Source organism: Halomonas piscis (assembly GCF_031886125.1).
GTDB lineage: Bacteria > Pseudomonadota > Gammaproteobacteria > Pseudomonadales > Halomonadaceae > Vreelandella > Vreelandella piscis.
In genome coordinates, this window is record NZ_CP119391.1 from 1,411,527 (window position 1) to 1,435,473 (window position 23,947).

Genomic DNA, 23,947 nt, shown 5'->3' on the forward strand with positions numbered 1-23,947 from the left:
TATGCTGCCCTATCCCTAAAGCGTCCGTATCGTCGGTAGCAATGCCTACCGTCATCGACGCTTGCGTACGTGTCAGCGCCTGTCCAAACGCCCCTTCGCCCCCGATGGTGAAGGGGCGTTTTGCGTGGGTGCCTGCAAGCCTCGACGCTTTTTATACTGTCTTTCGCCGCACGTTGTTCCTCCAGGAGAGCCGCCATGATGTTGTCTGATCCCGCACAAAAGTATCGCCCGTTCGCCGCTATCGACCTGCCCGACCGCCAGTGGCCGTCCCGGCGCATCGACGAGCCGCCCATCTGGACCAGCGTCGACCTGCGCGACGGCAATCAGTCGCTGATCGACCCCATGGACCAGGAGCGCAAGCAGCGGCTTTTCGACATGCTGGTGGACATCGGCTTCAAGGAAATCGAGGTGGGTTTTCCCTCGGCCTCGCAGACCGATTTTGACTTTGTCCGCTCGCTGATCGACGAGGGCAAGGTGCCCGACGACGTGACCATTCAGGTGCTGACCCAAGCGCGCCCGCACCTGATCGAGCGCACCTTTGAGGCGCTCAAGGGCGCCAGGAACGCCATCGTCCACGTCTACAACGCCACCGATCCGGTGTTTCGCCGGGTGGTCTTCAACGTTGACAAGCAGGACTGTATCAAGATTGCCCGTGAGGCCACGGCGCAGATTCGCGATGCCATGAACGCCGCGCCGGAAACCCGCTGGACCTTCCAGTATTCGCCGGAGCTTTTCACCACTACCGAGATAGATTTCGCCGTGGAGATCGTCGAGGCGGTAATGGACGTGTACCAGCCGACGACCGAGCACCGCATGATCGTCAACCTGCCGGCCACGGTGGAGTGCGCCACGCCCAACAACTATGCCGACCAGATCGAATGGTTCTGCCGCGAGGTAAACAACCGCGAGGCGCTGATCATAAGCCTGCATCCGCACAACGATCGCGGCACCGGCATCGCCGCCGCCGAGCTTGGCCTGATGGCCGGCGCCGACCGGGTGGAAGGCACGCTGTTCGGCAACGGCGAGCGCACCGGCAACGTCGATCTGGTGACCGTGGCGATGAACATGTACACCCAGGGTGTGCATCCCGGGCTGGACTTCTCCAACATCACCCCGATCATGCGCGAAGTGGAGCACTGCAACCAGCTGCCGGTGCACCCGCGCCACCCCTACGTCGGCGATCTGGTGTTCACCGCCTTCTCCGGCTCCCACCAGGACGCGATCAAGAAGGGCATGACCGAGCGCCGTGCCAACCCCGACGCCGTGTGGGAGGTGCCATACCTGCCCATCGACCCGCTGGACGTGGGCCGCAGCTACGAAGCGGTCATTCGCGTCAACAGCCAGTCGGGCAAGGGCGGCGTTTCCTACCTGCTGGAAGAAGAGCACGGCGTGGTGCTGCCGCGTCGACTGTCCATGGAGTTCAGCCAGGTGGTGCAGGAAGTGGCCGAGCGTACCGGCCGGGAGATCACCTCGCAGATGATCTATCAGGCCTTCAGCGACGAATATCTTGAGCGCACTGCGCCGTTCTCGCTTGCCAGCCACAGCATGTCTTCCGAGCCGGACAGCCCTACCGTGAATCTGGAAGCCACGGTGGATCTCGACGGCGAGCGCAAAACGCTGACCGGCCAGGGCAACGGCCCGCTGGCGGCCTTTGTCCAGGCGCTTTCAAGCGCCGGCCACGACGTGGAAATCATCGACTACCACGAACACTCCCGCGGGCAGGGCACCGATGCCGAAGCCGTAGCCTATGTGCAGGTGCGCGTGGGCGGCGAGTCGGTCTTCGGCGTCGGCATTGACGAAAGCATTACCAGCGCCTCGATGAAGGGCGTGCTCAGCGCGATCAATCGCCACCGCTCGACCCAGGCACCGGCGGCCAACGTCACCGCGGAAACGCTTGCCTGATTGCGGTCCGGAACCGGCGGGACATCGTTGATATGACCGGCGCCTCGGGCGCCGGTTTTTTGTTCCTGTGTGGCTAAAGCGGCGTTTTGCTCGGTTCGCCGGGAATTTCGCGCACCAGTCTCGGCATCAGAAAGCCCGGCAGGCGCTGGCGCAGCTTGTCCACCAGTTCCCGCGCCTCGTCGTCGCCGACGTCGAAGTGTGCCGCCCCGGCCACCGGGTCGAGGACGTGCAGATAGTAGGGCAGGATGCGCGCCTCGAACAGCCGTTCGGACAGTGCTTCCAGCGCCGACACGCTGTCGTTGACCCCGCGCAGCAAAACGCTCTGGTTGAGTAGCGTCACCCCCGCTTTTTGCAGCCGCGTACAGGCGTCGATTACCGCCTGGTCGATTTCGTTGGCATGGTTGATGTGCAGCACCATTACCGTTTGCAGCCAGGTGGCATCCAGCCAGGCGAGAAGAGCGTCGTCTACCCGGTCGGGGATTACCACCGGCAGCCGGGTATGAATTCGTAGCCGTTTGAGGTGCGCGATGTTTTCCAGCTCGCCGACCAGCCAGCCAAGCTGGCGGTCGCTTCCCGCCAGCGGGTCGCCGCCGGAGAAAATCGCCTCGCGGATCGAGTCATCGTCGCGCAGGTAGCCAAGCGCTTCGCGCCACTGGGCCCGGGAGGGGGCGTTGTCGGCGTAGGGGAAATGGCGGCGAAAACAGTAGCGGCAGTTCACCGCGCAGGTGGGGCTGGCGATCAGCAGTACCCGGCCGTGGTATTTGTGAATGAGCCCCCGGGCCGGGCGCTGTTCGGCCTCTTCCAACGGGTCCGCCACAAAGCCTGAGGTTTCGCGGGTTTCCTCGCCCAGCGGCAGCACCTGGCGCAGCAGCGGGTCGGCGAGATTGCCAGGCTCGATGCGAGCGAGAAAGGCTTCGGGCACGCAGGTCTCGAACAGCGCATGGCCGCCCTCGGCGCCGGGTAGCCAGGCGTCAGCCAGATTAAGCCTTCGGCACAGCTCGGCCGGGTCGCGCACCGCCCGGGAGAGCTGGCGCTTCCAGCCGGCGCTTTCCGCCGCGTCGGCGCTGTCTTTGACGATCAGGGTGTTGTCCTGCAAAAAGCCCTCCTTCGGGTTAGAATGCGGCGCACCGGTCAGGCGAACGCGCGCTGACGTTTTGACTCTTGTTTCAATGACGCAACCTGAGAGGCACTATGGCCAACTATTCTACCAACGAATTCAAGGGCGGTTTAAAGGTAATGCTCGACGGCGATCCGTGTTCGATCGTTTCCAACGAGCTGGTCAAGCCCGGCAAGGGGCAGGCCTTCAACCGCGTGAAGCTGCGTAACCTGATGACCGGCCGCGTCTGGGAGCGCACCTTCAAGTCCGGCGAATCCCTGGAAGGCGCAGACGTCCTGGAGCTGGAGATGGAGTATCTCTACACCGACGGCGACATGTGGTACTTCATGCGCACCGACGGCTCCTTCGAGCAGTACGCGGTAGAAAAGCGCGCCCTGGGCGACGATGAAAAGTGGCTCAAGGAGCAGGTGCCCTACACCGTGACGCTGTGGAACGACAATGCCATCCAGGTCACGCCGCCGAACTTCATCGAGCTTGAGGTCACCGAGACCGACCCCGGCCTCAAGGGCGATACCGCTCAGGGCGGCTCCAAGCCGGCCACGCTGTCCTCGGGGGCCGTGGTACGCGTACCGCTGTTCATCAACGAAGGCGAAGTGCTCAAGGTGGATACGCGCACCGGCGAATACGTGTCCCGCGCCTGATGAGCGACGCCTGGCGGCCCACCGCTGACATGACCACCTTGCGCGACCGCGCCCGGCTCATCGCCCGGGTGCGCGCCTTCTTCGCCGAGCGCGGCGTGCTCGAAGTGGAAACCCCGATTCTTGGCCAGGGCGGCAGCACCGATATTCATCTGGCGTCGCTTTCCGCCTTGGCGCGCACCGCTGCCGGCCGTCAGCGCCTGTGGCTGCGCACCTCGCCCGAGTTTCACATGAAGCGCCTGCTCGCCGCCGGCAGCGGGCCGATCTACCAGCTGGCCAAGAGCTTTCGCGACGGCGAAGTGGGCCGGCGGCACAACGTCGAATTCACCATGCTGGAATGGTACCGCCCGGGCATGAGTCTGGCATCGCTGATGGAGGAAACCGCCGCGCTGATCCGGGAGGTGCTATCCCCATCGACGCTTTCCGACGAGCAGGGGCCGTTGCGGTGCCGACCCTACCGCGAGCTGTTTCACGAACACTTGGAAATCGATCCCTTCAGCGTGTCGCTTGATCGCCTGCGCCGGCTCGCCGCCGAGCGCGGCTTCATGCCCAAGGGTGCGCTTGACGACGAGCCCCGGGAAACCTGCCTGGATCTGCTCATGAGCCTGGTCATCGAGCCGACGCTTGGCTGGGCAAAAGAAGATTCGAAGGGAGGGCAGGGCTCGCTTTGCGCGGTAGTGGACTACCCCGCCAGCCAGGCGGCCCTGGCCCGCCGTCATGTCGATGCCTATGGCGACGAGGTGGCCTCGCGCTTTGAGCTGTACTTCCAGGGCGTGGAGCTGGCCAACGGCTACGACGAGCTGACGGACGCCGCCGAACAGCAGGCCCGCTTCGACGAAGACAACGCCCAGCGCCGCCGGCTCGGGTTTGACGAAGTTGACGTCGATACCCGACTGGTCGCTGCCCTTGCCCAGGGCCTGCCCGACGGTAGCGGCGTGGCGCTGGGGCTTGATCGTCTCATTCAGCTGGCGCTTGCCAAGCCCCGACTGAGCGACGTGCTGAGCTTTGATACGTCGGGGTGTTAAGGGGAGCCGGTGTATTACCCAGCTCATAAAGCACAGGCCCGGGATATAGCCTGTTTGGCCAGTCCAGCAGCATGATGGCCAGCACGTTGCGGTGTTCGCCCTGAGCGAGGTCGGTGCTGCCGTCCTCGGCGGGGATCATCTGCGCGTCGGCGTCATAAGCCTCGAGCAAGGCGTCTTGCAGCTGCGTGACCGCCGGGTGTTCGCCTTGGCCGGCGAGCAGAAAGCTGATGCCGACTTCGGTGTAGATATCTGCCTTGGTGCGCGCGAGAAGAGGGTCCAGGCCGGCAGCAAATTCGTTCAGCGCCCAGCGAAACGCTTCGGCCTTCACCGGCTTTTGGTAGTAGTCGCTGGCGGCAATGACAAGGTGGGTCATGCCGTAGATCTTGTTGCGATACTCCGCTCGGGTTAGCGCAGCATTCCGGGTTGGCGGATACTGCTGGCGAAATGCCGTGATGACCTCTTCGCGCAGGTCGACCACGCCCAGGTCATGCAGATAGTAGGCCAGATTGGCGATCTGGGCGGCGTAGACGGTCATGACCTCGGCATCGAGTAGAAACGAACGGAAGTTGACGCTTTTCAAATAGGCCAGCGCTCGCTGATAATCGGGCAAGTCGGATTCGTTCAGCAGGCCATAAGCCTTGGTCTGCACCAGATCAAAGGCCAGACTCTTGGCGTAGGCGATCTCGCCCCACTGGGAGAGCATGCGCTTGCGGTGCCGCTTCTTTTCGCTGCTGGTCGGATAGTCGGCTATTGCTTCGCGCGCCCGGCGTTCGGCGTAGCCGGGTGTTGCCAGCGCGGCGATTTCTTCACGGAGCTTTTCGGTCAGGCGATCGCCATAGTCGCGGTTGAGAGGCAGGTAACGCTCGTCTCCGGTGATGCGGTAAAGCCGCTGGGCGTAGTGGCGCTGCTTGCTTTCGGGCAGGTCGACAAGGGCGGTTTCATAGCGTGCCCGGATCGCTTCGGCGATAGCTTCAGGTGCGCTGACGCCAGGGGTATCGGATGTCGGCGTTGAGCCGGCTGCCCAGGGCACCGTCAGCAGTAGCCAGAAAATAAGGCCCGTTAATCGGGAAAGAGATATAGCGCGCACGTCATCAAGCCACCTGCTGATAAAACGATCGGGGAAGCCTGAAACATGGCCCCAAACGCCGTCGTGACGTTAGGGGCCATGAGAGTTGTCGTTAGCTGTCCATGTGCTTGCGTCTTGAGTTATTCCTCTTTGGGATCCTCGGTTCGCTGCTGCTGCTTTTCTTTTTGCTTTTGTTCCTGCTGTTCTTGCTGCTGCTTTTCTTCTGTCTTGTAGGGCTCAGCGTTGTCGAGGTCTTTCTTCTCGATCGAGGTCTTCACCTGATAACTGGCCTCGTCTTCGGCCGTGGTAATTTCAACGGCGTCCCAGGAAAGGGCAACCTGCTTTTCTCCCATGCCCAGAAAGCCGCCTACGCCGACCACGATCCCGACGACCTGGCCATTCTGATTCATGATAAGGTCGGAAATCGAGCCGATCTTGTCATCGGAGGCATTAACGATGTTGCTGCCGACCAGCTGGTCGGAGCGAATCTGGTCTTCGGTCTGCTTGGTCATGAACATGTCGCCGGAAGCCGTGCTATCGGCGGACTGTTGCTCTGCCGAGGCGTCTTTCGCTGACTTGTCTTCTGTTCCTTCTGTCTGATTCTCTTCGGTTTGTGCTTCCTTGTTCGCTTGCTCCTGGCTCATGCCGTCGCCACTGGCGTTTGACTGCTGAGTCTCGGCCTGCTCTGCCTGTGCCGGATCGTTCTCTGGCGCCTTGTCGCTCTCCTGAGCCAGTGCAGCCCCCGACGCCAGCATTAAGCTAAGAATGCATGCCTGAATTTTTACCATGGTTTTTCTCCTTGAGTTTCACTGCGTGTCATCGGCTATAACAATCGAATCAGACGTAGCCGGTTTCTCCCTAATGCTTTATTTATCGCCTGGCGGCGATTTCCTTTTTAACTAATAGGTTAGGGGGGCCGGGGTGTCAAGAAGGTGAACAGCGGGAGTGGGGAATACATCGCGCCGCTTTCAGTCGCGGCCGTTTCGATAGCTGTCGCGATAGTGCCTGCGGCGCTCGCTGTTCTCCTGCCAGTGGTGCCCGCGATGGTGCCTGTAGCGTTCGCCGTTCTCTTGTCGGTGATGCTTACGGTGGTGTCTATGCCGATCGCCGCCGCGACTGTCCTGTTCGTGCCAGCGATGATGCCGGTGCTGGCTGCTATCGCGGCCTTGCCGGCGGTGTTCGTGTTGCCTGTGCCGGCTGTCATCATGGCGGCGCTGGTGGTGGTGTCGATGCTGGCTGTCGTGGTGATGGCGGTGGTGGCCGTCGTGGCCGTAGCGCTGCGGACTGTTCGAAAGCCGCGAGTCTCCCTGCTGGGCGACGGCGCCACCGGTTACCAGTGCGCTAGCCACGGCAAAAACGGCGAGCGACTTCTTGAGCATGAGCTTCTCCTTCTGCTGATAGCGTGAGGGCGCTTGATAAGGCCAACAAGTTAATCAGCCAGCCCTACGCCTCTTGCATTTATCTTGGGCTGGTATTTGGCAGAATGGCGGCCTTTGGAACGGCCCTTATTCATAAGCGCGGCTGTTTCAATGGCTGCCCCCGGTTTCTGCAGCCCAGCGGTTTCTCTTTTATTGAGGCTGATCTCAGCCCTCATCGTCCCGGGGAGATTCGTTCACGGCTTCAAAGGCCCGCTGGTCGTCGGGCAGGCGCACCATATCCCCCAGGCGGAGCTTGCCGTGCTGGCTTAGCCGCTTGCCCTGGGCATCAATGATGGCGGCGACGCTGCCGATGCTCACTCCGTCCTTGTAGGCCTCTACCTTGACGCGCACGTTGGCGCCTTCATAGCGTCCGGAAACAATCACGCCGGGACGTGGTTCGCTGTAGCCCTCTGGGTGCTGGGCATAGTAGGCAGCGACGCTCTGCGCACCGGGCGCGTCCCATTCGATATGTTGATGCATCGCCTCCTCCTTGTGTGATCCAGGTGTCTGAAGCTTAGCGCATTAAGACGATAAGCGGCCAACAAGGTCTCCGGCAACGGCATTGGCAGGATATCGTTAGCCTGTTATTGACACCGGAGAAAGCTATGGTATCGTTCCTGTTATTGATAATCAGTATTATTAGTCACTGCTGTTCATTCACAAGCGCTACCGCGCTGTCTATCACCGCGCCGGGGCGTTACGAGAAGGATGCACCATGCACAACGTTGCGAAACGCCTGTTAACCCCGGGATCCGCTGCGCTGGCCGCGCTGCTGCTGGCGGGATCTACCGCCGCTTTGGCCCAGGAGGACACGCTGACGATCTACAACGGCCAGCACAAGGATGCCACCCTGGCGCTGATCGATGGTTTCGAGGACAAGACCGGCATCAGCGTGGAGACCCGTAACGGTTCCAGCAACGAGCTGGCCCACCAGATCGTCGAAGAGGGCGACCGTTCTCCGGCGGATATTATCTACACCGAAGAGTCGACGCCGCTGATCATGCTGGCCGAAAAAGGCCTGCTGGCAACGATTGACGACTCGGCGCTGGCCAACATCCCCCAGGAGTATCAGGGCGATAACGGTGAATGGGTGGGGCTGCTCGCCCGCTCGCGGGTGGTGGTCTATAACAAGGACCAGATTGATGAAGAAAGCCTGCCAGGCTCGGTCAAGGACTTTGCCGACCCCGAGTGGGACGGCCGATTCGCCTTCGTCAAGACCAGCGGCGCGTTTCAAAAGCAGCTCTCGGCCATGATCAAGCTGGACGGCCGCGAGGCCGCCAAGGCATGGCTTGAAGGCCTCAAGAACAACGGCAAGGTGTACCGTAACAACGTCGCGGCCATGAACGCCGTCGAGCGGGGCGAGATTCCGGCGGCGCTGATCAACAACTACTACTGGGATGCCAAGGCACGGGAAGAAGGGGCCGAGAACCTCGATACCCGGCTGTATTTCTTCGGTACCAACGACCTGGGCGACCTGGTGACGGTATCCGGCGCGGCGATTCTTGCCTCCAGCGAGAATCGGCAGGCGGCTCAGAAGTTCATGACCTATGCCACCGGCGAAGAAGGCCAGCAGATACTGACGGATGAAAGCGCACAGTATCCGCTGAATCCTGACGTGGACAGCAAGGGGCTCAAGCCCTTTTCCGAGCTGACGCCGCCCAACGGCACCCTGGATCTCGGCGAGTACAGCAACGGCGATGCCGCCATCGAGCTGCTGCAGGAGGTCGGGCTGCTGTAAGGGCGGCGGTCACTGGCCTGATGGCTAACGTTCATGGTCAAGCCGGGGGTGCTGTGGGGCGCCTCCGGCGCGCTTTTGTGTGCCGATGCTTTTTCCGGGAACCCTGATGACTCCTCGTATTTCCCGCGTCCGGCGCCCGTCCGCCGTGCCGCTTGCCCTGGTGCTGGCCGTCGCGCTGGTAGCGCTGATGTCGCTGCTGCCGGTGCTGTACATTCTTCTGCGAGCTCGGGAGGCCGGCTGGGAACACTCGATGACGCTGGTGTTCCGCCCCCGGGTGTACGAGCTGCTGGTCAACACGCTGCAGATGGACGTTGCGGTGACCCTGCTCTGTGCGGTGATCGGTACGATAACGGCCTGGCTGATCGAGCGTACCGATCTGCCGGGCAGCAAGCTGTGGAACGCGGCGGTCATGCTGCCGTTTGCGGTGCCTTCCTTTATCGGCAGCTATAGCTGGGTGTCGATCCTGCCGGGTATTGAGGGGCTCAAGGGGGTCATTCTGGTCATGACGCTGTCCAACTATCCGCTGGTGCATCTGCCGGTGGCGGCGGCGCTGCGCGGCATGGACCCGGCCCTGGAAGAAACCTCCCGTTCGCTGGGGTACAGCCGAAAGCAGACATTTTTTCGCGTCATCCTGCCTCAGCTGCGCCCGGCGATTCTCGGCGGGGCCATCCTCATCGCGCTGCACATGCTGGCGGAGTTCGGGGCGCTGTCGTTTCTCAACTATGAAACCTTCACCACGGCGATTTTCGACCAGTACAACGTGGTATTTGACGGCGCTTCGGCGGCGATGCTGACGCTGGTTCTGCTCAGCCTTTGCGTGATGGTCATTGGCCTTGAGCTGCTGTCAAGAGGCCGGGCCCGCTACGCTACCCAGCGCCAGGGGGCGCCCGGTGAGCTCGAGCGCATTCGGCTGGGAGCGGGCAAGCCGCTGGCGCTGGCCGGCGTGGCCTGTCTGGTCGCATTGGCGGCAGGGGTGCCGCTGGGCACTATTACCTACTGGCTGCTGACCGGCTCATCGGCGGCCTTTGACGTTGCTATCGTTACCCGGTCGCTTTATACCACGCTAGCGTTCGGCATGGGGGGGGCGCTGCTGACGGTTCTGCTGGCCCTGCCGCTGGTGTTTCTGGCGGTGCGCTATCAGGGGCGGCTGGCAACTCTTGCCGAACGGCTGCCGTACTTTATTCACAGCCTGCCCGGGCTTGTGATCGGGCTGACGCTGGTATTTTTTGCCATCCGCTACGCCTACCCCCTTTACCAGACGGTGCCGCTGTTGCTGATCGGCTATGCGATGCTGTATCTGCCGCTGGCCCAGTCATCGATCCGCAGCGTGCTGGTGCAGGTGCCAAGCCAGCTCGAGGAAGTGGCCGGCTCGCTTGGCAAACGTTCCCTGAGCGTGTTTGCGCGGGTGACGCTGCCGCTGATAGCCCCGGGCGTGGGGGCGGGGCTGGCGCTGGTGTTTTTGCAGGTGATGAAAGAGCTGACGGCGACGCTGCTGCTGCGGCCCACGGGCGTCGATACGCTGGCAACCCGGGTATGGGTGCATACCGCCAGCGGTGAGTACGCCGCGTCCGCCCCCTACGCCGCGCTGCTGATTCTGGTGTCCGGGCTTCCGGTGTACCTGTTGACCATGCGCTCCTTTACCCGGAGCAAGCAAAAGAGAGGCGAAACATGACCAAGCTGCAGCTATCCAACGTTTCCAAGCGGTTTCAGGCCGTGCAGGCGCTTAAGGATGTCAGCCTGGAGCTTGACGCCGGACAGATGCTGGCGGTGCTTGGCCCGTCGGGCTGCGGCAAGACGACGCTGCTGCGCTCGATCGCCGGCTTCGAGTTCCCCGATGCCGGGGCCATCAGCGTCGACGGCAAGGTCTTCATGAATCGCCGGACCTGGGTCAGGCCCGAGAAGCGCCGCGTCGGCTATGTGCCCCAGAACGGCGTGCTGTTTCCGCACCTGACGGTGGCCAAAAACATTGCCTTTGGGCTTTCTCGCGCTGAGCGCAAGTCATCGCGCGTGAGCGACATGCTGGCGCTGGTGGGCATGGACGGGCTCGGCGAGCGCATGCCGCACGAGCTGTCCGGCGGCCAGCAGCAGCGGGTGGCACTGGCTCGGGCCCTGGCGCCGGCGCCGTCGCTGGTGCTGCTGGACGAGCCGTTCAGCGCCCTGGACGCCGGGCTTCGCGCCGCGCTGCGCGAGGAGGTGCGCACGACGCTGAAGGCCATCGGTGCGACCGCGATCATGGTCACCCACGACCAGGAAGAAGCGCTGTCGATGGCTGATCGAGTGGCGGTCATGCGCCACGGGTGCTGCGTGCAGGTGGCCGACCCCGTGTCGCTTTACAAGTACCCGGCGGACCTGGGCGTGGCCCGCTTTGTGGGCGAGGCCACCCTTCTCCAGGCGCCGGTGGCCAACGGCTGTATCGACACCCTGTTTGGCCGCCTGAAGGTGGCCTCCGGCTGCCCCGAGAACTGCCGCCGGGCCACCATCATGTTGCGTCCGGAGCAGTTTGTCGTCGGCAAGCCCCAGGGGCAGCCGGTGAGCGGGCGCGTACTGAAGACGATCTATCACGGCCATGACGCCCTGATCTATCTCAGGGCCGACGCGCCGCTGGGCACCGAGGATATCCGCGTGCGCGTCATGGGGGCGCCGGCGTTTGCCCCCGGCGACCGCGTGGGCATCGCGGTCAGCGGCGACGTCATGGCCTATCCGCAGCCGTCGCCGGAAGACGAGCGGGCAGGGCGGCAGGAACGCGCGGCCTGAGCGAGCGATCGGCATTGGTCCGCCGCCGGCTAGCGCCGGGCCATGACTTGTTCGGCTTTGCTGTCGCACTCCTGATAGTCTACGGAGGGGCTGACGAGCCGACTGGCGGCGCGAACGGCGTTCAGCGTCGAGGGATTGCGCCTGGTAGAGACGCTGGCGAGAGCTTCGGAGGAGGGCGGCATAGCGATGACAAAACGGCAACGTGACAGGGAAGAAGTCGCTGAAGCGCTCGACGCTCTTCAGGACGACGGCCAGGCGCTGCTTTCCATCGACGGGCTCTGGTGCCCCAGCTGCGCGGCGGCGACCGAGCAGGTGATCCAGCGAACGCCCGGCGTCATTGAGGCGGGGGTGAGCTTTGCCACTTCCACCCTGGTGGTGCACTGGGACCCTCGGCAGCTTCGGCTGCGCGAGCTGGCGCGCCGGGTTGCCCGCCTGGGCTATCGCCTGGGGCCGCCGCTGAGCGCGGCCGAGACCCTGGCGCGGATCGATCGGCACGTCGAGCGGCTGGGGATACGCCTGGCCATCGCCGCTTTTTTCGGCATGTGGACCCTGGTGCTGTCGCTGGTTCTCTACCTCGATAGAGGCGGCGTTGCCGCGAGCGCTACCGGCTGGTGGATCGCCAGCGTTGCCGGCATTCTTGCCGTGCCGGTTCTTGCGGTTGTCGGCCTGCCGATTCTTCTGGCCGGGTGGCGCACTCTGCGCACCGGCGTTCCCGGCATGGATACCCTGATCGGTATCGGCGTTACCGCCGCGGTGGGGCTGTCGGTCTGGCAGCTGAGCCAGGGCAGCAGCCGCGTCTACTTTGATACCGCCACAATGCTCGTCGGCCTGCTCACCCTGGGACGCTTTATCGAGACCCGCACCCTGCGCCACGCCACCCAGGCGATCGATGCCCTCAGAGATACGCTTCCGGAAACCGCGCAGCGTCTCGATACAGCGGGGCAGCCGGTCAGCGTGGCGGCGGATAGGGTCGTCAGCGGCGAGCGTATCCGGGTGGCGGCGGGCGAGCGCGTCCCGCTCGACGGGGTGGTGCTCGAGGGGGCGAGCCGGCTGGATCGCAGCGTGCTCACCGGTGAGTCGTTGCCGGCGCCGGTGAAAAGCGGTGACTACGTGGAGGCTGGGTGCGTCAACCTGAGCAGCGCGCTGACGCTGGTTGTCGACAAGCCGGTCGGCGGCCGGCGTATCGATCGCATTGGCGCGCGCATCGCCGAGGCGGTCGGCGCCAAGGGCGACACCCAGCGGCTGGCGGATCGGGTCGCCCGCTTTATCGTCCCCGTGGCGCTGGGGCTATCGGCACTTACGCTGCTGGGAAGCTTCCTTGCGGGGCTGGCGCTGGAAGAGACGCTGCTGCGGGCCGTATCCGTGCTGGTCATCGCCTGTCCCTGCGCGGTGGGTATCGCGGTGCCGGTGGCCTACGTGGCGGTGGCCAGCCAGGCGGCGCGCCGGGGCATTCTCTTTCGCCATCCCGCCGCGCTGGAGAGCATGGCGGGGGTTAATACCCTGATGTTCGACAAGACCGGCACCCTGACCGAGGGGCAGCTGGCCGTTGACGAAGTCCAGCTGCGCGCAGAGACGTCGCTGACCTCGGAGGAGGTGCTGGCGCTGGCCGCTCGGGCCGAACGGGACGTGGAGCACGTCATTGCGCGCGCCTTGCAGGCCGCCGGCGCGCTTTCGCCGGCCGCGCAGGACGAGGCGCCGCAGCGCTTTGAACGCGGGGTGCGCCTGGAGGCTGCCGGGCACGGTACGGTGCTGGTCGGCAGCGCCGATTTTCTCGAGAGCCAGGGCGTGGCGTGCCAGCGCGAGGACGCCGCCGGGGCCGCAGCGGCTATCCGCGTCGGCGTGGAGGTGGCCGTGGCCGGGCGCTGGGTGGCAACGCTCTGGCTTGCAGACCGGCTGCGCGACGATGCCGCCGAGGCCGTCGCCCGGCTGCGCCGCGGCGGCATCGAGTGCGCCATCGTCAGCGGCGACGCCGCGCCGCCTTCCCTGGCGGTGGCCCGGGAGCTGGGACTGCCGCCATCCCGGGTCTACGCCGACTGTTCGCCGGAGGGCAAGGCGGCCATCGTTCGCGCCACGCACGGCAGTGTCGCCTTCGCCGGCGATGGTATCAATGACGGCCCGGCGCTGGCCGAGGCGGCGGTAGGCATTGCGGTGAGCGACGCCGCTGGCCCCGCCATGAGCGCGGCCAGCGTGGCGATCGCCGAGGGCGGCGTCACGCGGGTTGCTGACGCCGTGGCGGCAGCGCGGCGCGCCTATGGCGTCATGCGTCAGAACTTGGTGTTTGCGGTGATCTACAACGCCGTGGGCCTGAGCCTTGCCGCCTTCGGCATGATTCCCCCGGTGGTGGCGGTCATTGCCATGGCCGCCAGCTCGCTGACGGTGACCGCCAACGCCTCGCGGCTGGCCGGGGAAGGCTAGGGCGCCGCCGCCTAGCTCTGCGGGGAAGCCCCCTTGCCAAGCGTGGCTCCGTTACGGGTCTCCCCGTAGTAGTCCTGGTGCTGGTGGTACGCTTCTTTGGCCTCGTCAAGATCAAGGTCTTCATCGACCTGGCGCGGGTCCGCCGGGCGCGGGAAGCTGTTGATATAGGCGGCGACGTCCCAGGCCTGCTGGTTGCTGAGGCTGTCGGGCCTGCCCAGCGGCATGTTGGCCTTGATGAAGCCGGCGGCGGTGTTGACCCGGTGCATGCCGGCGCCCCAGTTGTAGGAGTTGGGCCCCCACAGCGGCGGGAAGATATAGCGGCCGTTGAGGTCTTTCTGGCCCTGGCCGTTGAGCCCGTGGCAGACGGCGCAGTTGTCGGCGAACACCTGTTCGCCGCGATCTCGGTCGTAGTCCTGCTCCGGCTCCTCCAGCGAGGGGTAGCCGCGCCCGGGGACGTCTTCGCGCAGGGCGTTGCCGTCGGCCAGCCAGGAGAAATAGCTTTCAAGATCCTTGTAGACCTGATGCCCCTGGGGCGGTGGGCCGCCGCTTGGCGAGCCCGGGGCGTTCATCGAGTAGGTGAAGCAGCCGTTGACGCGGTCTTCGATGGTGTTGATCATCTCGTTCTTGCCGCGGTATGCCGGATAGTTGGTGATCGCCGCCCACATCGGTGCCGAGTTCGGCCGGCGCCCGGCGTTGAGATGGCAGTTGGCGCAGGCAAGATCGTTGCCGACGAACTCGCCGGCGTTGGTCCCGGTATTCACAAAGATTTCCCGGCCGCGGGTCACGGCGTCGCCGAACTCGTCGTCGGGAATGTCCTCCTTGAGCGGAGGCTGGTAGTAGCCTTTGGGGCCGACGGGCAGCTCGGGCGGCCCGGCGGAAAGGTCCTCCTGCCAGGCCTGGCGCTGTTCGTCGAGCTGGGTGCGCGCCGCCCGAGCAATCTGGGCACTGCGCTCTGCCTCGGTGGTTTGCGGCGCCGGGCCGGTGACGTAGGGCAGCAGATCATAGTCGGCGACCAGAGCACCCACAATAAATAGCCCTACCGCGCCGACGCTGGCATAGGCCAGGCGCCGCCGGGTGGATCTGTGCATTTGAGACGTCTGGTGATCACTCATGCTCGTCGCTCCCTCCTTGGCTATCGGCTTGGGCGGAGGTCGTCAACCGCTCGGGCGCCGGCGTTTCGAGCCGGGTCGACTGCCGGGCCGGCGGGGCAGGCAAGGTGGCCATGAAATCGGCCACCGAGCGCATGTCGTCATCGGAAAGCGCCGAGGCGACGCTGTGCATTAGCCTGCCCGGCGAGTTGCTGCGCCGGCCCGCCTCCCAGCCGGCGAGCTGGGTATAAAGGTAGCTTGGATGCTGGCCCGCCAGCGCCGGGAAACCTTGCCCCACGCCCCAGGCAGAGGAGCCGTGACAGGTGAAGCAGGCCGGCACGTCAAGATTCCAGTCACCCTGCAGCGCCAGTTCGCGGCCTCGCTCAAGGTCGCCGTTCAGCCGGGGGCTTGCGGTGCTGGAAGTGTTCATGCTCGAGTAGAACTGGCCGAGCGCGGCCATTTCCTCGGCGCTCAGCCCCTGGGCGATATAGCGCATGTTGTCATTCTGACGGCGCCCGCTGGCGTAGTCGTGCAGCTGCTTGGTGATGTAGCCCGCCGGCTGCCCGGCCAGGCGCGGGACGTTCTCGGCACCCTGGGCGCCGTGGCCGTGGCAGGTGCCACATGCCCAGTCCCGGTCGGTACCGATCCCGACCAGCGGGCCGGCGAGCTTGATGTTGGCGCTGAAGGCCTGCTGAGCAAAATAAACCGCGGCCAGCGGAGAGTCGATGCTCTGCTTGTCGGCATCCCGGGCGGTGGACTCGGCCGACGGTTCGTCGGTGGGCGGCTCGCCCTGACCGTAGGTCAGCATCGCCAGGCCAAGTCCGGCGGCGGCCAGAGCCGAAAGGCCGGCCAGCCTGCCGGGGGTTATCCAGGTTCGCATCAGGAGTCCTCCTCGCTAGGGGCCGGGGAGGCCGTGTCGGCGACGCCGAACGCATCCTCCAGCGCCTTGCCGCCTTCCCAGGGGCTCACCCGCCCGGAGAAGCGCTCGCGCTGCTCGGCCACGAAATCAGGCTCAATGCCGGCGGCCTGGTTGTCCCACTGGCCGCGCACGTGGGTCAGGATGGCGGCAATCTGTTCATCGCTTAGCTGATGTCCGAAAGTCGGCATGCGTCCGTTGTAGACGCTGCCGCTGACCTCGATCTCGCCGTCCAGGCCGTGCAGCAGGATATTGACCGGCACTTCCGCGTCGGCCAGAACGTAGTGCGAGCCGTTCAGCGGCGGTACGGCACCCTTGACGCCTGCGCCGTTGGCCTGGTGGCAGGTACTGCAGTAGGCGGTAAAGAGCCGTTGGCCATTAACACTTGGCGATGATGCCGCCTCAACGGCAGCCTGCTCGGCTTCCTCGCCGATCTGCGGCGGTGGCTCGGCAAGCTGGCTATCGGTGAGCAGGGCGACAGTGCCCCAAACCGCCAGTGCCAGCAGGATGGCAGTCACCTGCCAGGGGATAGGGTTATAGGCCTCGTAGGGATCAAAGTTCCGGTAACGGATACCGGCCACGGATCCCGGACGAGAGCGCTTGCTGGGACGCTGGGTCATGAATCCTCCTTCTCGGCGCGAAAGCCGTTGTCACGAAGGTGATCATGTTCGACCGGGTAGGTGCGGTCGAGGCTGAGCAGGTAGTCGGTCAAGTCAAGGGCGGCCTGCTTGGCCACGATGACCTTGCCCTCCGGGCGATACTGTTCGGGCAGCTTCACGACCACGTCATCGCTGCCTGCTTTCTCCTTGGCTTCGAAGAGGAAAGGGAAAGACGGCATGATGCTTGTCGGCGTGACCGCCCGGGGCTGGTAAAGGTGCGTCAGGTGCCACTGCCGGGAAGGCAGACGAGCGCCGACGTTGAGCAGGTCCGGACCGGTGCGCATGGTGCCGAGCAGGTGCGGTTCGTCATAGACATAGTCCGCGGCGGTGGAGGCGCGCCCCCAGCCGCGGGTCGCGTCCGGCGCCTGCTCGCTCGAGCGCGGCTGCTGGGTATGGCAGTAGACGCAGCCCATGCTGACATACACTTCGCGGCCGCGCTGCTCGGCCTCGCTATAGGGCTCAAGCCCCTCGGGAGGCTCGATGGTGCGAATCTGGGCGGCGGGGCCCGCCACCAGGAACAGCGTGGCAAAAGCCAGCAGCGCCAGAGCAACGATGATCAGGGGGAGTATGCGGTTCATGCCTCAGACTCCTGTGCCGGACGGGGTGACTGCGTTTCTTCGGCCTGTGGCGTCTCTTCGAAATGCCGGCGGGGGCCGAGGAACAGCACGGCCAGGTTGGCGGCAAAGACGAAGTGGCCCAGGGTCATCAGGGTGCCGCCCAGGGAGCGGCCGGCCAGATACGGCACGGTGAGCTCCATGCTTTCCAGCCACTCCCGGCTGGCGTCGACCATGGCCAGTCCCTGGAGCCAGCCGCCGATGGTCAACGCGAAAAAGTAGATGGCAAATCCGACGACGACCAGCCAGAAGTGCAGGCTGATGGCCCAGGGCATCGGCCAGGCGCGCCCGGTAATGCGCGGCAGCATGTAGTAGATGCCGCCGAACAGCACCAGGGCGACGAACGCATAGGCGCCCAGATGGGCGTGGCCCACGGTGTAGTGGGTGAAGTGGGCCACGGTGCTGAAGGCCCGCACGGCCTCGAGCGACCCCTGCAGCGAGGCCAGGGTGTACATGATGGCGCCCAGCGCCACGAAGCGCAGCGGCAGGCTCTCACGCCAGGCCCAGAGGTTGCCGAGGCTCAGCGTGTGCTGGTTGATGGCGACGGCAATGACGGGAACCACCATCATCACCGACTGCACGATGGAGAGCGAAACCACCCAGGTAGGGATTGGGCCGCCCACCAGGTGGTGCATGCCTACCTGGCTGTAAAACAGGGCCAGAGCCCAGAAACCCAGCAGCGACAGGCGATAGGAGTAGATCGGCTTGCCGATGATCTTGGGAATGAAGTAGTAGGCCGCGCCGAGCCCCAGCGGGGTCAGCCAGAGCCCCAGCACGTTGTGGGCGAACCACCAGTTGGCGGTGGCCTGCTGGGCACCGGTATGCACCGGCATGTTGGCCATGATGAACAGGGCGGGGAACCATACCAGGCCGGCCATGTAGTACCAGCCGGTCACATAGATATGGTTCACGCGCCGAGCGGCGGCGGTAAAGAGTAGCGGAACGGCAAAGCAGGCACCGCCAAGGGCCAGCAGAATGTCGAACTGCCAGGGAATTTCGAGCCACTCCAGGCCGTCGGTCCAGCCCCTGGCAATGGCGGTGACGCCGGCCAGAAGCCCCAGGTTCCAGATCGCCGCGCCCACCAGGCCCAGCCGCGGCTTGCGCAGCGGCGTCTTGAACAGCGTGGGCACCAGCCACATCGCCGTGCCGATGCCCCCGAGCGACAGAAAGCCGTAGATGACCGAGTTCAGGTGCAGGGTGCGCATGCGCCCAAAGGTCAGCGGCGCGCTCCCGGTCAGCCAGTCGGGCAGGTGCAGCTTCAGCGAGGCGATAACGCCGAATACCGAGCCGAACACCAGCCAGGCCGTGGCGGTGACGAACATCACGATCAGCAGGCGGTGCCAGTCGCGGGTGAGCCGCGGATCCTGAGTGGCAAGGCGCTCGCTGTGCGGCGAAGTGGGGTCGTCCAGCTTGCCGGCTTCGTCATCGTCTTCGAAGACGGTTCTGGCATCGCTTTCGGTAATGCGGAACTGGTGGGTCGAGATAGCCCAGATCAGGGCGATCACCGCAAGCAGCGAGGCGGCAAAGCTGAATGCCAGAAGGGACCCGATGGTGAAGTTCATGTCACCTCCGTTGGCTAGGTGTGATCTCTCGGTAGGTTGTTCATCCGGAGCCAACCCGGAAGACTGGAGATGCAAACCAACCAATCTCTCCAGGAGGCCCGGATGAACACCCATAAGAATGCCCGACTCACTCCGCACGGTCGAGCCCTGCTGGTCGCTCGCGTCATCGATGAAGGGTTGCGGCCCAGAGAGGTCGCGCAAGCCCAGGGCGTCAGTGTGAGAACGGCCTACAAATGGGTGCGTCGTTTCCGTGAGGAGGGACTCGAGGGCCTCCAGGACCGTCGGTCACGCCCTGCCCGAAGTCCCTGGGCGACCGACGCAACGACGGTGGAGCAGATCGTCGAGCGTCGTCAGCGACGCCAGACCTATTGCCAGATTGCCCAGGCGCTGGGGGTTGGCCAGAGCACGGTAGCGCGCATTCTCAAGCGCAAGGGGCTGAATCGCTTGGCGGCTCTGACACCGCCAAGGCCCAGCAATCGCTATGAGCACGACGCACCCGGGGATCTCCTGCATCTGGATATCAAGAAGCTCGGCTGCTTCGCGCGCCCGGGGCATCGGGTCACCGGCGATCGCCAACAGACCACGCGTGGCGCAGGGTGGGAGTATGTCCACATCGCCATCGACGATCACTCACGGGTGGCCTTCGGCACCCGCTACCCTGATGAAACCGGCTGGAGCGCCTGTTATGCGCTATTGGAGGCCATACGATACTATCGAGACTTGGGGACTCGCTTCACGCGGGTGCTCACCGACAATGGCGCCTGCTACCGGTCCCGGGCGTTTCACCGCCTGTGCCGGCGGGTAGGGCTGAAGCACAAGCGCACTCGCCCCTATACGCCCCGCACCAATGGCAAGGCAGAACGGTTCATTCAAACCGCTCTGCGCGAGTGGGCCTATGCCCAGTCTTATGAGAGCTCGGAGGAGCGAGGCAAACACCTTTCCGCCTGGCTTCACCAGTACAACTGGCACCGGCCACATGCCAGCCTGAACTATCACCCTCCGGTTAGCCGGTTGGGGCTTTCCGTGAACAACCTGGTGGGTTTACACAGCTAGGGGCGTGCGCGGCACCAGATGAATGGCTGCCCCGTAACAGTGTAGAGTGAGAAATCAGGGTTACTTTTGACTCGAGCTGAAAGCGTAGCAGGTTTTGACGTTTCACCGAAGCAGAGCGGAGTTGGCCGAAAGGCTAATGTACCAGCACAGCGGCCAGCCGTTTCCTCGGGCCGGACACGGCTTGCTCGGCTCGCTCGCCCCCATAAGGCAATACGTTACGCGGCGTGTCGCTACATTATTATGTATAGCTAATAAAGTTAAGTGTAGCTAAGCTTAACGAATTGGGCCCGGGCTTGACCAGGCCGCTCAGCCCGGCTCAGGCGCTTGTCGAGCGCTACGGACCTAAGCGTTCATATGCCCTAATCCCTGCCCCATCTGCACCTTGGCACCCGGGGGAAAGTCACAAAATGACACCGGGTCTGCAGTGCACATCACCACCGTTGAGCCGAGTTTGAAACGGCCGAGCTCGGCGCCTTTTTCCAGGGTGACGTGCTCATCCATGCGGGTACGCTGGGGCGTGCCGGCAAGCGGCGTGATCTGCCCGGCCCAGACGGTTTCAATGGCGGCGACGATCATCGCGCCCACCAGCACCACGGCAAGCGGGCCGTTGGCGGTGTCGAAAATACACACCAGCCGCTCGTTGCGGGCAAAGAGCCCCGGCACATGGCCGGCGGTGGCCTGGTTGACCGAGAACAGCCGCCCGGGCACGTAGATCGTCTCGCGCAGGGTGCCGGCAATCGGCATGTGCACGCGGTGATAGTCCCTGGGCGATAGATACACCGTGGCGAAGCTGCCGCCGGCGAAGGTCTCGGCAAGCGCCGCGTCGCCGCCCAGCAGCGCCCGGGTGGAAAAGCGATGCCCCTTGGCCTGCACCAGCTCGCCGGCCGCCATGCGCCCAAACTGGGATAGCGTGCCGTCGGCGGGGCTGATAAAGCCTTCCCCGACGGGTCGGGCGTCGCTGGTGAGCGCCCGGGTAAAGAAGTCGTTGAAGGTGGAGTAGGCGCGGTAGTCGGGCTCTTGCGCCTGGCTCATGTCCACCTTGAAGCGCCGGATGAAGGCGCGGATCAGGGCGTTTTTCAGCCCCGGGGAGCGGCACTCGGCCAAAAGCCCCGCCAGCCGCGAAATAGCGTGGTGGGGCAGCGGATACTGCATGAGTGCAAAGGCTTTTTGGGTAAGCGTCACGTATGTTGGTTCCACTGTCAGGCTGGCGCATGGAAGTGTAGCGACGTGGGTAATAGGTCTTCAGGGGGCGCTGTGAATCCATCCTTGGACGCTACCTACGCCATCTGACCGCCATGGATGGCGGAAATGCCGGAATGGCATGGAGCTATTGCCGGCTTTGGCGTGGAACCCTTTTCGAACTATCCCCAAACGTCGCCGGGGGTCAGGTTTCAACGGGCGTGTCGTCGCTGTTGCCCCATTCGCCCCAGGAGCCGGCGTAGCCGCGGATATTGAAGCCCAGCGCTTTGCCCACAAGCCAGGTAAAGGCGCTGCGGTGGTGGCCCTGGCAGTGGGTGGCGATCTCCATGTCCTGGGTGATGCCCATGGCCTCAAGCTCGGTGATCAGCTCGGCGTAGCCGCGAAGACGCAGGTCGCGCTCGGGGTCCATGGCGCTGGTCCACTCCATGTTGACCGCGCCGGGAATATGGCCCAGATGCTTGTTCTGGCCCTTCTCGCCGTTGTATTCCGCCGGGGAGCGGGCGTCCCAGACGGCAAAGCCGTCCTCGCCCAGGCGATCCTTGATCTCTTCGCAGGTGATGCGCGTCTCGGGGTTGAGAATTTCGGCGCGGTAGTCGGTTGGCGTGGGCTTTCTGGGCCTGGTTTCCAGGGGCAGGCCTTCGGCGCGCCAGGCAGTAATGCCGCCGTTGAGGTAGGAGTAGCGCCGATGGCCGATAAGCTCAAGCGTCCACAGAAGCCGCGCGGCAAAGCCGCCGCCTTCGTCGTCGTAGGCGACCACGTGAGTGTCCCGGGTCAGCCCCAGCTCGCTGAGCAGGGCCGAGAGCGTGTCGATATCCGGGACTTCGCTGGGCACCGGCGCTTCGCCGCGCATCAGGCGGCGGCTTTCCAGAAACAACGCGCCGGGGACATGGCCCCGGGCGTAGCTGCCGGGGTCCTTGGGCACGTCGATGATCAATAGCTCCGGGTCGTCAAGGTGGTCGCTGAGCGTCTCCGGCTCGACGATCAGCGGCAGCAGGTGGGCTTCCGAGCTTTGTTGTGGGGTGCTCATGACAACTCCTTACGTTGACGTGGCTTATTCAGCTTGGCGTGTCCAGGCTGGCGAGGATCTGCCGGTAGCTGGCAAAGCGTTGTGGATGGATATTGCCTGCCTCCACCGCGGCAAGTAAAGCGCAGCCGGGCTCGGCCTGATGGCGGCAGTCGCGAAAGCGACAGTGGCCCAGGTAGGGGCGAAACTCGATGAAGCCTTCGGTGACGGTCTCGGCATCGAGGTGCGTCAGACCAAATTCGCGAATGCCGGGGGAGTCGATGAGCACGCCGCCCTCGACGCCGGGCATGGCGTAGAGCCGGGCGGTGGTGGTGGTGTGGGTGCCCTTGCGCGTCTCGTCGGACAGCGCGCCGATGCGCAGGGTTTCGTTGGGCAAGAGGCGATCGATCAGCGAGGACTTGCCCACGCCGCTCTGGCCCACCACCACCGAGGTGCGCCCGGCAAGCTGGCGGCTGAGCGCGTCGAGCCCGGCATGCTGTTCGGTGGTGGCGCTGACCACCGGATAGCCGATGTCGCGGTAGCGCTGCAAAAGCTCGCTCAGCTTGCCGCCGTCGTCGGGCAGCAGGTCGATCTTGTTGAGCACCAGCGCCGGGGCGATGCCGGTGGCTTCGGCGGCGACCAGGTAGCGATCGATGAGGTTGGCGTGGGGCGTCGGTTCCGCCGCAAAGACGATGAGAATCTGATCGACGTTGGCCGCCACGGGCTTGAGCCGGCCCCGAGGGTCCGGGCGGGAGAGCACGCTTTCGCGCTCGGCGGCGGCGACCACCACGCCGGAGCCGTCCTCGCCTTCGCGCCAGATGACCACGTCGCCGGTGACCAGCCCCTGGAGGTTGGCGCGCAGGTGGCAGCGTACCGCCGCGCCGCCGGCACTGCGCACCTCGAGCGTGCGGCCGAAGTGGGCAAGGACCCGGCCGGTCTGCTCGGCGCCGTATTCGCCCGCGGCCAGCGCCTCGGCTTCCCGGGCGCTGTTTCTGGCGGCGCGCCTTTCGCGCTCGGCCTGGATCTTCTCCACTCGCCAGCGCTGCTGACGGGTCAGTTTACGTTTGCTCATGGCCACCTGTTGATCGGTACAGTTGAAGGGTACACTAGCGCTTTTTCGCATTGTAACGGCTTTGCCGGCGGCTGAGTGGCCCTTCGCCGCGCGCCAAAGCCATAAGGGAGAGCCATATGAGTGAGACAACGCCACGCAGCGATCGGCTGATCTGGATCGATCTGGAAATGACCGGGCTGGACCCGAACAAGGAGCGCATTATCGAGGTGGCCACCCTGGTCACCGACAGCGACCTGAACACCGTGGCCGAAGGGCCGGTGATCGCGGTCAAGCAGCCTGACAGCTTGCTCGAACAGATGGACGACTGGAACCGCAAGACCCACGGCGAGTCCGGCCTGGTCAAGCGAGTGCAGGAAAGCACCACGGATACCGCCGCGGCGGAAGCGCAGACGCTGGCGTTTCTGCGCCGCTACGTCGAGCCGGGCACCTCGCCCATGTGCGGCAACAGTATCCATCAGGACCGGCGCTTTCTGGAGCGGGAAATGCCCGAGCTCTGGGCTTTTTTCCACTACCGCAACCTGGACGTCTCCACGGTGAAGGAGCTGGCCAGGCGCTGGAACCCGGATGCGCTCAAAGGCTTTGGCAAGCGCGGGGCGCACCTGGCCATGGACGACATCAAGGAGTCCATCGAGGAGCTTTCGCATTACCGCCGCACGTTTTTGCTAACGGGCACCTGCGCCGAAGACCTCTACGGCGAAGAAGAATAG

The 23,947-nt window shown here is 64.6% G+C and carries 22 protein-coding genes; 10 read left to right on the plus strand and 12 right to left on the minus strand.

Going from position 1 to position 23,947, the window contains the following annotated elements; all coding sequences use genetic code 11:
* The first annotated feature begins 195 nt into the window (after window positions 1-195).
* The gene (leuA, locus tag P1P91_RS06585; protein WP_311885385.1) at window positions 196-1,902 is read left to right on the plus strand and encodes a 2-isopropylmalate synthase; all 1,707 of its coding nucleotides are present in this window, start codon (window positions 196-198) and stop codon (window positions 1,900-1,902) included.
* Between the two features lie 73 nt (window positions 1,903-1,975).
* Here the strand turns inward: leuA and epmB are convergent, their stop codons facing one another.
* Window positions 1,976-2,998, minus strand: coding sequence for an EF-P beta-lysylation protein EpmB (gene epmB / locus P1P91_RS06590; protein ID WP_311885387.1), 1,023 nt, complete (start codon window positions 2,996-2,998; stop codon window positions 1,976-1,978).
* 95 nt (window positions 2,999-3,093) lie between these two features.
* Here epmB and efp point away from each other — a divergent pair, with 95 nt between their 5' ends.
* Both efp and epmA read left to right on the plus strand, forming a co-directional pair.
* Window positions 3,094-3,660, plus strand: coding sequence for an elongation factor P (gene efp, locus P1P91_RS06595; protein WP_311885388.1), 567 nt, complete (start codon window positions 3,094-3,096; stop codon window positions 3,658-3,660).
* Window positions 3,660-4,682, plus strand: a complete 1,023-nt coding sequence (gene epmA, locus P1P91_RS06600) for an EF-P lysine aminoacylase EpmA (RefSeq protein ID WP_311885389.1) — start codon at window positions 3,660-3,662, stop codon at window positions 4,680-4,682. Before efp ends, epmA begins: the two co-directional genes overlap by 1 nt.
* On the opposite strand, the gene P1P91_RS06605 is transcribed toward epmA, so the two are convergent.
* A complete protein-coding gene (locus P1P91_RS06605; RefSeq protein ID WP_311885391.1) occupies window positions 4,615-5,769 on the minus strand; it encodes a DUF3541 domain-containing protein in 1,155 nt (384 codons plus the stop codon). The genes epmA and P1P91_RS06605 overlap by 68 nt on opposite strands.
* 119 nt (window positions 5,770-5,888) lie before the next feature.
* Window positions 5,889-6,536, minus strand: coding sequence for a PRC-barrel domain-containing protein (locus P1P91_RS06610; protein WP_311885392.1), 648 nt, complete (start codon window positions 6,534-6,536; stop codon window positions 5,889-5,891).
* 309 nt (window positions 6,537-6,845) lie between these two features.
* Here P1P91_RS06610 and P1P91_RS06615 point away from each other — a divergent pair, with 309 nt between their 5' ends.
* Window positions 6,846-7,154, plus strand: a complete 309-nt coding sequence (locus tag P1P91_RS06615) for a hypothetical protein (RefSeq protein WP_311885393.1) — start codon at window positions 6,846-6,848, stop codon at window positions 7,152-7,154.
* A 177-nt stretch (window positions 7,155-7,331) separates the two neighbouring features.
* Here P1P91_RS06615 and P1P91_RS06620 read toward each other — a convergent pair whose 3' ends face one another.
* Window positions 7,332-7,646, minus strand: coding sequence for a hypothetical protein (locus tag P1P91_RS06620; RefSeq protein ID WP_311885394.1), 315 nt, complete (start codon window positions 7,644-7,646; stop codon window positions 7,332-7,334).
* 235 nt (window positions 7,647-7,881) lie between these two features.
* Between P1P91_RS06620 and P1P91_RS06625 the strand changes: the two genes are divergently transcribed.
* The 4 genes from P1P91_RS06625 to P1P91_RS06640 all read left to right on the plus strand — a co-directional run bounded on the left by P1P91_RS06625 (window position 7,882) and on the right by P1P91_RS06640 (window position 14,073).
* Window positions 7,882-8,904 (plus strand): extracellular solute-binding protein, encoded by a 1,023-nt coding sequence (locus P1P91_RS06625; protein WP_311885395.1) that lies wholly within the window; start codon window positions 7,882-7,884, stop codon window positions 8,902-8,904.
* Window positions 8,905-9,010: 106 nt separating this feature from the next.
* Window positions 9,011-10,576: an ABC transporter permease gene (locus tag P1P91_RS06630; RefSeq protein ID WP_311885396.1), complete on the plus strand. Its 1,566-nt coding sequence runs from the start codon at window positions 9,011-9,013 to the stop codon at window positions 10,574-10,576.
* Window positions 10,573-11,658 (plus strand): ABC transporter ATP-binding protein, encoded by a 1,086-nt coding sequence (locus P1P91_RS06635; RefSeq protein WP_311885397.1) that lies wholly within the window; start codon window positions 10,573-10,575, stop codon window positions 11,656-11,658. The genes P1P91_RS06630 and P1P91_RS06635 overlap by 4 nt, the downstream gene beginning before the upstream one ends.
* A gap of 186 nt (window positions 11,659-11,844) precedes the next feature.
* A complete protein-coding gene (locus P1P91_RS06640) occupies window positions 11,845-14,073 on the plus strand; it encodes a heavy metal translocating P-type ATPase (RefSeq protein WP_311885398.1) in 2,229 nt (742 codons plus the stop codon).
* 11 nt (window positions 14,074-14,084) lie between these two features.
* On the opposite strand, the gene P1P91_RS06645 is transcribed toward P1P91_RS06640, so the two are convergent.
* From P1P91_RS06645 to P1P91_RS06665, 5 genes are read right to left on the minus strand one after another with little or no spacing between them, the layout of a single operon-like run.
* Complete coding sequence (locus P1P91_RS06645) at window positions 14,085-15,185, minus strand: c-type cytochrome (protein ID WP_311885399.1); 1,101 nt, start codon at window positions 15,183-15,185, stop codon at window positions 14,085-14,087.
* Entirely contained in the window at window positions 15,178-16,041 is an 864-nt protein-coding gene (locus P1P91_RS06650; protein ID WP_311885400.1) for a c-type cytochrome, read from the minus strand. The genes P1P91_RS06645 and P1P91_RS06650 overlap by 8 nt, the downstream gene beginning before the upstream one ends.
* A complete protein-coding gene (locus P1P91_RS06655) occupies window positions 16,041-16,697 on the minus strand; it encodes a c-type cytochrome (RefSeq protein ID WP_311885401.1) in 657 nt (218 codons plus the stop codon). Before P1P91_RS06655 ends, P1P91_RS06650 begins: the two co-directional genes overlap by 1 nt.
* The gene (locus tag P1P91_RS06660; protein WP_311885402.1) at window positions 16,694-17,314 is read right to left on the minus strand and encodes a cbb3-type cytochrome c oxidase subunit II; all 621 of its coding nucleotides are present in this window, start codon (window positions 17,312-17,314) and stop codon (window positions 16,694-16,696) included. Before P1P91_RS06660 ends, P1P91_RS06655 begins: the two co-directional genes overlap by 4 nt.
* Entirely contained in the window at window positions 17,311-18,912 is a 1,602-nt protein-coding gene (locus tag P1P91_RS06665; protein WP_311885404.1) for a cbb3-type cytochrome c oxidase subunit I, read from the minus strand. Before P1P91_RS06665 ends, P1P91_RS06660 begins: the two co-directional genes overlap by 4 nt.
* 102 nt (window positions 18,913-19,014) lie before the next feature.
* Between P1P91_RS06665 and P1P91_RS06670 the strand changes: the two genes are divergently transcribed.
* Window positions 19,015-19,965, plus strand: coding sequence for an IS481 family transposase (locus P1P91_RS06670; RefSeq protein ID WP_311885724.1), 951 nt, complete (start codon window positions 19,015-19,017; stop codon window positions 19,963-19,965).
* A 342-nt stretch (window positions 19,966-20,307) separates the two neighbouring features.
* On the opposite strand, the gene asd is transcribed toward P1P91_RS06670, so the two are convergent.
* The 3 genes from asd to rsgA all read right to left on the minus strand — a co-directional run bounded on the left by asd (window position 20,308) and on the right by rsgA (window position 23,240).
* Window positions 20,308-21,147, minus strand: coding sequence for an archaetidylserine decarboxylase (gene asd / locus P1P91_RS06675; RefSeq protein ID WP_311885406.1), 840 nt, complete (start codon window positions 21,145-21,147; stop codon window positions 20,308-20,310).
* A 202-nt stretch (window positions 21,148-21,349) separates the two neighbouring features.
* Window positions 21,350-22,192, minus strand: coding sequence for a sulfurtransferase (locus P1P91_RS06680; RefSeq protein WP_311885407.1), 843 nt, complete (start codon window positions 22,190-22,192; stop codon window positions 21,350-21,352).
* Window positions 22,193-22,220: 28 nt separating this feature from the next.
* The gene (gene rsgA / locus P1P91_RS06685) at window positions 22,221-23,240 is read right to left on the minus strand and encodes a small ribosomal subunit biogenesis GTPase RsgA (RefSeq protein ID WP_311885409.1); all 1,020 of its coding nucleotides are present in this window, start codon (window positions 23,238-23,240) and stop codon (window positions 22,221-22,223) included.
* Window positions 23,241-23,356: 116 nt separating this feature from the next.
* Between rsgA and orn the strand changes: the two genes are divergently transcribed.
* Window positions 23,357-23,947 carry an oligoribonuclease gene (gene orn / locus P1P91_RS06690; RefSeq protein WP_311885411.1) on the plus strand — a complete coding sequence of 197 codons (591 nt, stop codon included), beginning with the start codon at window positions 23,357-23,359 and terminating at the stop codon, window positions 23,945-23,947.

Coding starts and splice junctions, on each gene's coding strand:
- leuA (WP_311885385.1), top strand. CDS start 196: ATGATGTTGTCTGATCCCGCACAAAAGTATCGCCCGTTCGCCGCTATC.
- efp (WP_311885388.1), top strand. CDS start 3,094: ATGGCCAACTATTCTACCAACGAATTCAAGGGCGGTTTAAAGGTAATG.
- epmA (WP_311885389.1), top strand. CDS start 3,660: ATGAGCGACGCCTGGCGGCCCACCGCTGACATGACCACCTTGCGCGAC.
- P1P91_RS06610 (WP_311885392.1), bottom strand. CDS start 6,536: ATGGTAAAAATTCAGGCATGCATTCTTAGCTTAATGCTGGCGTCGGGG.
- P1P91_RS06615 (WP_311885393.1), top strand. CDS start 6,846: ATGCCGATCGCCGCCGCGACTGTCCTGTTCGTGCCAGCGATGATGCCG.
- P1P91_RS06620 (WP_311885394.1), bottom strand. CDS start 7,646: ATGCATCAACATATCGAATGGGACGCGCCCGGTGCGCAGAGCGTCGCT.
- P1P91_RS06625 (WP_311885395.1), top strand. CDS start 7,882: ATGCACAACGTTGCGAAACGCCTGTTAACCCCGGGATCCGCTGCGCTG.
- P1P91_RS06630 (WP_311885396.1), top strand. CDS start 9,011: ATGACTCCTCGTATTTCCCGCGTCCGGCGCCCGTCCGCCGTGCCGCTT.
- P1P91_RS06635 (WP_311885397.1), top strand. CDS start 10,573: ATGACCAAGCTGCAGCTATCCAACGTTTCCAAGCGGTTTCAGGCCGTG.
- P1P91_RS06640 (WP_311885398.1), top strand. CDS start 11,845: ATGACAAAACGGCAACGTGACAGGGAAGAAGTCGCTGAAGCGCTCGAC.
- P1P91_RS06645 (WP_311885399.1), bottom strand. CDS start 15,185: ATGAGTGATCACCAGACGTCTCAAATGCACAGATCCACCCGGCGGCGC.
- P1P91_RS06650 (WP_311885400.1), bottom strand. CDS start 16,041: ATGCGAACCTGGATAACCCCCGGCAGGCTGGCCGGCCTTTCGGCTCTG.
- P1P91_RS06655 (WP_311885401.1), bottom strand. CDS start 16,697: ATGACCCAGCGTCCCAGCAAGCGCTCTCGTCCGGGATCCGTGGCCGGT.
- P1P91_RS06660 (WP_311885402.1), bottom strand. CDS start 17,314: ATGAACCGCATACTCCCCCTGATCATCGTTGCTCTGGCGCTGCTGGCT.
- P1P91_RS06665 (WP_311885404.1), bottom strand. CDS start 18,912: ATGAACTTCACCATCGGGTCCCTTCTGGCATTCAGCTTTGCCGCCTCG.
- P1P91_RS06670 (WP_311885724.1), top strand. CDS start 19,015: ATGAACACCCATAAGAATGCCCGACTCACTCCGCACGGTCGAGCCCTG.
- P1P91_RS06680 (WP_311885407.1), bottom strand. CDS start 22,192: ATGAGCACCCCACAACAAAGCTCGGAAGCCCACCTGCTGCCGCTGATC.
- rsgA (WP_311885409.1), bottom strand. CDS start 23,240: ATGAGCAAACGTAAACTGACCCGTCAGCAGCGCTGGCGAGTGGAGAAG.
- orn (WP_311885411.1), top strand. CDS start 23,357: ATGAGTGAGACAACGCCACGCAGCGATCGGCTGATCTGGATCGATCTG.